Genomic DNA, 8,803 nt, shown 5'->3' with positions numbered 1-8,803 from the left:
TGCCGAGGCCGATCGCGTGAGCGTTAGCTTTGAGGTGATGCCAACTGTACCCGGAGATGATCTCGCTGAAATAGTGGTGAGCGGATTGAATGACGACGATACTCTTTGTGTGGATCCTTCAGGTACTGCTACCCTTACTGCAGCGCTTACCGCAGCTAGTACGGTGACTAATCCTGTATTCCACTGGTATGATGCTAATGGTGATGCTTTAACTGGCGGAGAGGATGGAACCCTTGAATTGAGTAATCTTACACCTGGTACCTATACCTATAGTGTAGGCGCCAGCGGCGACGGATACTGCGAGACTGCCGAGGGCGATCGCAAGAGCGTTAGCTTTGAGGTATTGCCTACGGTACCTGGTACTGATATTGCAGATCTTATTGTAGAAACTGTAAATGGTGACGGCGAAGTATGTCTCAATGTAAATCCGATAGTTACTATCACGGCTAGCCTTACTGCCGGAAGTACGATAAGCAATGCAGTATTCCATTGGTACGACGAAGCAGGTAACCCTGTAGCCGGAGGAGAAAACGGAATACTTACGCTCGACAATCTTACTGCAGGTACTCATACCTATAGTGTAGGCGTGAGCGGCGACGGTTATTGCGAAACCGCAGAGGCCGACCGCAAGGCGATAACTTTTGTGGCGAGAGACGACTGTCAGTTGATCGTAGCCAACGACGATACTGCCGAGACTATTGTAGATACTGCTGTAGATATCGATATTCTGGCCAATGATGTGGCTGGAGATGCTGCACTGGATTTTGCCTCGGTTACTATAGCTACTGCACCGCAACACGGAACATTCGCTGTAGATGCCGCAACCGGAGTGGTGACTTATACTCCTGAGTCGGGCTACGAAGGTGCCGATAGCTTTACCTATACCGTAAAAGATGTAGATGGCTTCGAATCGAATGTGGCTACAGTGACTATTAATATAGTTCCCGCACCTACCGGACCAATAGCCAATGACGATATGGTACAGGTAAACCCCAACAGTTTTGTGAGGGTAGCTGTATTGGATAACGATGCAGAAGGAAGTGCACCTATAGACCCTGCAACTGTGGTAATCGTTACAGAGCCCACTCAAGGTACCTATTCAGTAAATGCAGACGGAACTGTAGATTATATTCCGGATGCTGGCTTTATGGGAGAAGATAGCTTCGAATATACCGTGGCAGATACCGATGGTAGAGTGTCTAATACTGCGCTGGTTACCTTAGATGTAACCTCTAATTCTGACCTCACTATCAGCATAGCAGTAGATGAGCCTACGCCAACTTTCGACGACAATGTGGTGTTTACCATAACGGTGACAAATAATGGCGACCAAGTGTTCTCCGATATTGTAGTGAGCGAGGTTCTTCCTTCAGGCTATGAGTTTGTAGATGCTTCAGCTAGTATGGGCGATTACAGTTCGGTAACCGAAAAATGGACCATAGGTCATATCGGAGAAAACGGTAGTGAAACCCTTACGGTTACTGCAAAAGTGATAGCCGTAGCCGGAGCTGAGTACTTGAATGTAGTGACCATAGAAGGCTCGTCTCCTCTAGATGCTAATCTGGACAACAATACCGCTCAGGTGGCTGTAGAACCGCTGACGCTTATCGTGTACAACGAGTTCTCACCGAACGGTGATGGGTTTAATGACACTTTTGTGATAGATGGAATTCAGCTCTATCCCAACAATACCCTTGAGATATATAACAGATATGGAAATCTGGTCTATAAGACAAGTGGTTATAACAACGATTGGGAAGGAATAGCTAATAAGAGCGGAGCCGGAGCTGAAAAAGATGAGCTTCCTGCAGGAACCTATTATTATGTTCTCAATACAGGAACAGGAATCAAGAAATCAGGATGGCTTTATATAGCGAGATAAAACAACCCTTAAAGAGGGGTGAGCATGCACCCCTCTTTAACTCATTAAACCCAACTAAACAAAAAAATATACGCAAATGAAAGTTTCAGATATCAAAAAAGGCCATTGCATTATACTGATATGTATGCTTGCCGCTCTGACGACAAGAGCGCAACAAGACCCGCAGTACACTCAGTATATGTATAATATGATGAGCTTTAACCCGGCCTATGCCGGATCTGTAGGAACCCTCGAAGCTAGCTTGTTACACCGATCGCAGTGGACAGGTATCGACGGTGCTCCGCAAACGCAATCACTTAGTTTGCATTCGCCCTTGAGCAATGAAAAAATTGGCCTGGGATTTAATGCGGCTATGGATAAATTAGGTCCTTCCAGAGAAATATTTTTGGACGGAAACTTTTCTTATACCATTCAAACCGGTTATTTCTCAAAACTGTCCTTTGGAGTAAAAGCTGGTTTGAGTATACTCGATATCGATTGGAGTGAAGGGAGTTTTAAAGATCCAAACGATCCGCTGTTTGGTCAGAATGTAAATAAAACACACTTTATGGCTGGAGCAGGAGTTTTTTACTATACCGATAAATGGTATGTCGGATTCTCAGTGCCTAGCTTTTTGAAATACGATTACTACGACGATATGGAAGAAGGAGGGGTGCGAACAGATCGATTGCACTATTATCTCACCGGAGGTTATGTTTTCGAACTCTCGCCTTCGTTGATGTTCAAACCGGCTACTATGTTGAAAATTGTTAGAGGAGCTCCGATATCGGTAGACCTCTCAGCTAATTTCCTCCTGCACGAAAGGTTTAATTTCGGATTGTCTTATCGATGGGACGATTCGGTAAGTGCCCTGGCCGGATTCCAAATTTCATCATCGTTTTTTGTGGGGTATGCCTACGATTATACAACCACTCATTTTAACCGGTATAACGACGGATCACACGAGATTATACTGCGATATCAGGTGCCGTTCCGATCAAGTCGTATCAAGTCACCGAGATTTTTCTAAATCGAATCGTTATGAAGAGAAAATTATACTGTACGCTGAGCTTACTGTTTTGTGTGAGTCTTGCTTTTGCACAGCAACCTAAAAAGGCCGACCGCCTGTTTAGAGATCTCGCTTATGTAGAAGCTGCTCAGGCTTATGAAGCATATATACAACAAACAAATTCGCCTTCTCAGGAAGTGTTGGGAAACCTTGCAGATTCTTACTATTTTATCAATAGGGATACCAGTGCGGTAAAGTATTACGACAAATTGTATGAACAGCAACGAGAAGGAATGTCGGAGCATCATTTTAGCCGTTATATTCACGCGCTTAAAGGTGCCGGAGAATACGACAAGGCAGCCGACTTGATGAAAGAACACCTCTCAAATAAAGGAGATGAAAAAGAAATAGCTAGATATGCAGAGCAAAAAGCACGTCTCGATAGCTTAGCACAAGTACCTTCGCTGTATACCATTTACAACCTGGAAAGCAATACGCCTAGATCTGAATTTGGCGCTACGTTTTACGGAGATAAGGTGGTGTTTTCTTCGACCAGAAAACCCAGTTATACACTCTATGTGTGGAATCAACAACCCTTCCTTGATCTCTATGCCGGAGAGCGAAATGCAACCGACGGAGAACTGTTGAATGTGGATATCTTTTTGACAGATATTCAGTCGAGATATCACGATGCAACCATCACCTTTTCACCCGATCTGAAGTATATTTACTACACCACCAATATCGTAAAGAATAAAAACAGACTGATAAAAGACAATTCCGGAACCAATAATTTCCATATTATTAAAGGAACTATTGAAGAGGGTGAAATTACAAAAACCGAAAGCCTGCCCTTTAACAGTGTGGATTATTCCGTAGGACACCCCTGTATGAGCCACGATGGTAAGTGGATGTTCTTCGTCTCCGATATGCCGGGTGGATTCGGAGATACCGATGTTTATGTGGTGGAGATGGACGAAGAGGGAAATGTGACCTCAGAACCGCAAAACCTCGGAGGGGAAATCAATACCGCAGGAAAAGAAATGTTCCCCTACTACAGAGAAGGTAAGCTGTATTTCTCTTCCGACGGACATTACGGATTGGGTAGACTAGACGTTTTTGTAAGCGAACAAACCGCAGAAGACAAGCCCGAGTTTGGCAAGGCTAAAAACCTGGGTGCACCGGTAAACAGCAATAAGGACGACTTTTCCTTTGTGATGGACTCTACCCAAACCTATGGCTACTTTTCTTCCAATAGACTGGAAGGTAAGGGCGATGACGATATCTACTACTTTACCAAGGAAAAAGAACCCTGCGACCAATTGGTGTCTGGAAAGGTAACCAACAAAAACACCCAACTCGCCTTAGAAGGTGCAAGTGTAAAAGCATACGACGAATTTGGTGATCTCGTAGCCGAAACTACTACCGAAGTAGACGGTACCTATCAGCTGAAAGTGCCCTGTGAAAATACTTATACCTTTAAGGCACACAAACCGAATTACACCACCGAAGAACGAAAAGTAGTTACCGGTGAAGTGGATGGTGACGAGCTGACCGGAGTGGATTTTGAACTGACTAATTTTGACGACCTGATCGTAAAGGAAAAAGAGCAGGAAAAAATAGATGTCAACCCCATCTATTTTGAGTTCGACAGCGCGAAGATCACTCCACAAGCCGCCGAAGAACTCAACAAGGTAATCTATGTGATGAATCAGTTTCCCGATGTGAAAATCAAGATCGAATCACATGCCGATTGCCGAGGTAGTGCCGATTACAACAGAAAACTCACCGACCTCAGAGCCAAATCGACTCAGAAATATATATTGGAGCAAGGCCAAATAGACCCGTCGCGTATAGAAAGCGCTATCGGATATGGAGAAGATCGCCCCAAGGTGATATGCGAAGTTTGCAGCCAGTGTACAGACGAAGATCATGCGGAAAACCGTAGATCGGATTTTATTATCATAGAGAAGTAGTTTAGCGGTATTACACCGCGGCATACAATGCCTTATACGGTGTGTGGCTCCACTTTATGCCACACACCGTATTTAACCAACCAACCTGATGTACTGCAAAATACCCCATCCAATTACAGGCTTGTTCTGCCTGATATGCTGCACCGCATTTTTCAATACGGCCACTTCATCCCTATGGGCACAACAGGCACAGGAAAGGGTTTATGCAGAAACGCAAACTAGTGGGGGTGGGTTGTTGAGTATGGTTGCTAACGCTGGGAATGCAGTAGATAGGAATAAGGACACCTACTCTACTATGAGTATTACTGTAGTGGGGAGTGTATGGCAAAAATTAAATTTTACTTCTGAGCTACCCGGACCAAATGATCCGGTACATATAAAAATAGGAACATCCGCTGCTTTATTAGGGCTGGGGAATAGTTTGAGTTTACAAGCTTATAATGGGAATGATGAAGTAGGAGAAAAGTATACACTTAATACGTTAATTGGGCTTTTGGCTGGTGAAGATCAGGCAGATATAGTATTGCCTGCCCCGGGAGAACCTTATGATAGTGTTCGAGTATACTACAGTGGTGCTGCTTTAGGTGGAGGGATTAGGATATATGAAGCCTATTTCAACAAACCTTCTACGGGTATAATTTGCAATGCAGCGTCTGATGTCTTATGGGGAAGTGAGGCGAGTATAGTTGGGGGAGTGAATTCTGTTATAAACCCTCAATACGCTGTGGATGGAGATGATACCAGCTTTGCCGAATTATATTCTACGGCGAGTGTTGTAGGGAAAATGCACTTAACTACTTTATATCCGATAACCACTATGCCCGGAGACTCTCTTCGTGTGGTGATTCAAAATCCGGGGGGACTATTGAGTCTTGAATTGCTATCTAAATACCTACAAATAAAAGCGTATGTGGATAATGAAGAGGAGACAGAGCCCTTAGATTTGGATGCCAATGTGCTTAGTCTTAAACTACTCTCTGGGGATAGTGATACAGGAGCAATTACTTATCCTGTTGATTTTCCTTTTAACCGTATACAGGTTTCTATAGGTGATGGCTTGGCAACTGTTCTTTCAGCACTTCGGGTATATGAAATCCACATTATTCCCCAAGCTCCCAAAATAACAGCTCCCAATTTAGAAGATGACGAACTACATATTTGCTACGGAGATGAAGTCACGCTCAGTGTAGCCAATCCTGTAGCCGGTTCGGAATACCGTTGGTATACTACGGAAACAGGAACTACACCCTTGTATACGGGAACTTCATTTAATATCGCCGACTTAGAAACAACCACATATTATCTCGCCGAATCCAGACAGGGCTGTACCGACGAATCTGCTCGTGCCTCAGTTAGGGTTTATGTCTCGCCCAATTACGGCAGTCCCGAGATAAGCATACTAAACGAGAACGATTAAAAATGTATAACAACCTAAAACAAAACAACAACCTATGAAAAAAATTACTTTATTATTGAAAAATGGTATCATAGCTATGATGGTCATGGCTGCAATACCGACTGCAGCACAAATAGTAGCGCCTCAACCGGCTGCTACTATAAGCACTCCTGCAGATTTGAATGTGGGAACCCTTAACAACAATACCGGCTCCGTAACTGTATTAGACCAAGCCGTACTGTTTTACAATCCCGCCACCGATGGTCCTTCGCTTACTTTAACGGCGAGTTTGGATGATGGAAACGGCAATACTTTTACGTCTTATGAATGGTATAATATTGCCACAGACGGAAGCAGTGAAACCGAGAATGTAATTACCGGAGAAACTGCCGCAACACTGACGCGTACAGGGCTGGCTCCGGGTTATCACAAGTTTAGAGTCTACGGTCTGGTAAACGACGGCAGTGTGATCTGTCAATCTGAAGAATTTCAAGACATCATCATCTTTGTGTTGCCTCCACTTACTGTAGAAACCGCTTTTGACGATAAGGGAAATCCGCTCGGGTACTGTTTGGCCGATCTCGCATCTATGACTCCTATCGAGTTGTCTGTAAGTGGTGTTACAGCCGATTATAGCGCTAATGCCAATGGGTATACCAATCCCTTGGGAGAAGCTTTTGCAGTGACTTACCAATGGTTTGCGGTTAAAGATGGAGATACGGATAATCCTATTGATTTGGAAACTACTACAGAGAATTATTCTGTAGACCTTGATCAGGCCGGAAGCTATACCTTTTATGTGGAGGTAAAGTATGTGGATAGTATTAAAGAAGACAATGATGATAGAGATTATCTCACTTATACTAATCAGGTAGAAAACACCGACGGAACTCCTTTGACAATAGTAGTGACACCAATTCCGGGAGCGCCTACTATTTCTATTTCATCGGTAGACTAATATAAACTCGAATAAGCAGTAAGACTGTTTGGGTCTTAGCTGTTTTTCAGATAGATTTTGTTCAGACTGTCTTAGTCTGATCGGTATGGGTGGTACTGCTCCTTGCTCTACATATAATAGAAGTGGGGGGCGGGGCTATCGCTATAGTCTTTGTAGTATATAATTTTTATCCGTCTTCTAATATGAGTATCAGAAGCTTTTTGATAGTATTTTTTTGTTGCTGGCAATTTGCGGTGGCTCAGGAAGAGGACAATCTGGTTCGGATTGCCCCCGGAACTGTGGTGCAGCTTACCGCGGCTTCCAGTGGAGCGGTCAGCTATCAATGGTACCGCGATGGAGAGGAGATAGACGGAGCGGTTAATGCGGTGTATGAGGCCAGGGAGCAGGGACGATATACAGTGCTGTCGTTTAATTCCGAAGGTTGTCAGTCTGAGCTTTCCAAAGAGGTCGTGATACGCTATTCAGGAGCCTTATTGCCGCCATCTGGACAAAGAGATCAATATTTTTGCGCTATGCTTTTACCTAATATCGCCGATATAGCAGTTGAAGGGGAAGAGGTGATATGGTACGACTCCGAATCGGGAGGGAATAAGCTTTTGACAAACGAGCTGCTGCAAGATGGGAAGACCTATTATGCGGTTGCAGTTAGCGGAAACTACGAGAGTCAGAATCGCTTTGGTGTTACAGTACACCTCGATTATTGTCCGGATCTAGAACTTAGTAAAACTGTGGATAATCCCAATCCCATGTCCGGAACCGAAGTGGTCTTTACGGTAGGGGTGACCAATAAAAGCGATATTGCGGTAAGAGATATAGTGATAGCCGATAGATTACCTTCGGGTTTTGATTATCGTTTACACCGAGTGGATAAAGGAAATTACAGCACAGGCTCCGGAATATGGGAGATTCCCCGTCTGGAAGGTATGCAAGAAGCAGAATTGAAAGTGTATGCCCGAGTATTGCAACAGGGGGAACATACCAATATAGCTAGATTGGTAAATTCAGATCCGACAGATACTAATGAAGCCAACAACGAAGCGGTAGCTACAGTAGTTCCGTCTTGCTTAAAAGTGTACAATCTGTTTTCTCCAAATGACGACGGTGTCAACGATACTTTCCGAGTGGAGTGTATAGCTCTATACCCCAACAACAAACTAGAAGTATACAATCGATATGGGAATTTGGTATATCAAACAAAGGGGTATGACAATGGTTGGAAAGGAGAGTCTAATGTCAAAAATACTGTGGCCCGAGACGGACAACTGCCAGCAGGTACCTATTACTATGTATTAGACCTCGGCGACGGTAGTACCCCACTTACAGGATGGCTGTTTATAGCCAGATAAATCCAGTAAAGAGTGCCGATTTATGCCGTATAAGTAATTACGTTTGGTGTAAAGGTAATCACTTATACAGCAGAAATGAGTTTGTAAATTAAGGTGTAATGTGTTGAAGAATAATCAGGTACATTCAGAATTAAATAAACATTTGTAATTCAGTGAATTAATCCGTAATTTAGAGAAACAAAACCCCGAAAATTGGCCAAAGTGCCAAAAAACGGGGTTTTTCTATTCTACGTGTCTATGAAATTACAAAGAATTTC

General features: G+C 43.7%; 6 protein-coding genes. All 6 read left to right on the top strand.

The annotated features are described in order from the left end of the window. Positions 1–1,882: Ig-like domain-containing protein (locus ACYZZR_RS13180; protein WP_461534476.1), on the top strand; the 1,882-nt coding region annotated here is incomplete at its 5' end. Positions 1,883–1,958: 76 nt separating this feature from the next. Continuing rightward, the gene (locus ACYZZR_RS13175; RefSeq protein ID WP_461534475.1) at positions 1,959–2,891 is read left to right on the top strand and encodes a PorP/SprF family type IX secretion system membrane protein; all 933 of its coding nucleotides are present in this window, start codon (positions 1,959–1,961) and stop codon (positions 2,889–2,891) included. An 11-nt stretch (positions 2,892–2,902) separates the two neighbouring features. Beyond that, positions 2,903–4,846, top strand: a complete 1,944-nt coding sequence (locus tag ACYZZR_RS13170; protein ID WP_461534474.1) for an OmpA family protein — start codon at positions 2,903–2,905, stop codon at positions 4,844–4,846. A gap of 88 nt (positions 4,847–4,934) precedes the next feature. Then, on the top strand, positions 4,935–6,263 hold the full coding sequence (locus tag ACYZZR_RS13165; protein WP_461534473.1) for an immunoglobulin domain-containing protein: 1,329 nt from the start codon (positions 4,935–4,937) through the stop codon (positions 6,261–6,263). Positions 6,264–6,297: 34 nt separating this feature from the next. Next, positions 6,298–7,200 carry a hypothetical protein gene (locus ACYZZR_RS13160; RefSeq protein ID WP_461534472.1) on the top strand — a complete coding sequence of 301 codons (903 nt, stop codon included), beginning with the start codon at positions 6,298–6,300 and terminating at the stop codon, positions 7,198–7,200. Positions 7,201–7,382: 182 nt separating this feature from the next. Continuing rightward, positions 7,383–8,546 carry a T9SS type B sorting domain-containing protein gene (locus tag ACYZZR_RS13155; protein ID WP_461534471.1) on the top strand — a complete coding sequence of 388 codons (1,164 nt, stop codon included), beginning with the start codon at positions 7,383–7,385 and terminating at the stop codon, positions 8,544–8,546. Positions 8,547–8,803: the final 257 nt, after the last annotated feature.

The organism is Sinomicrobium sp., assembly GCA_029266035.1.
In the GTDB taxonomy this organism is placed as follows: Bacteria; Bacteroidota; Bacteroidia; order Flavobacteriales; family Flavobacteriaceae; genus Sinomicrobium.
Note: the sequence above shows the minus strand (reverse complement) of the source record. Positions and strands in the feature narration are given on the sequence as shown.

Bases quoted from the DNA above. Each gene is read 5' to 3' on its own strand.
- ACYZZR_RS13175 (WP_461534475.1), top strand. From the start codon at position 1,959: ATGAAAGTTTCAGATATCAAAAAAGGCCATTGCATTATACTGATATGT.
- ACYZZR_RS13170 (WP_461534474.1), top strand. From the start codon at position 2,903: ATGAAGAGAAAATTATACTGTACGCTGAGCTTACTGTTTTGTGTGAGT.
- ACYZZR_RS13165 (WP_461534473.1), top strand. From the start codon at position 4,935: ATGTACTGCAAAATACCCCATCCAATTACAGGCTTGTTCTGCCTGATA.
- ACYZZR_RS13160 (WP_461534472.1), top strand. From the start codon at position 6,298: ATGAAAAAAATTACTTTATTATTGAAAAATGGTATCATAGCTATGATG.
- ACYZZR_RS13155 (WP_461534471.1), top strand. From the start codon at position 7,383: ATGAGTATCAGAAGCTTTTTGATAGTATTTTTTTGTTGCTGGCAATTT.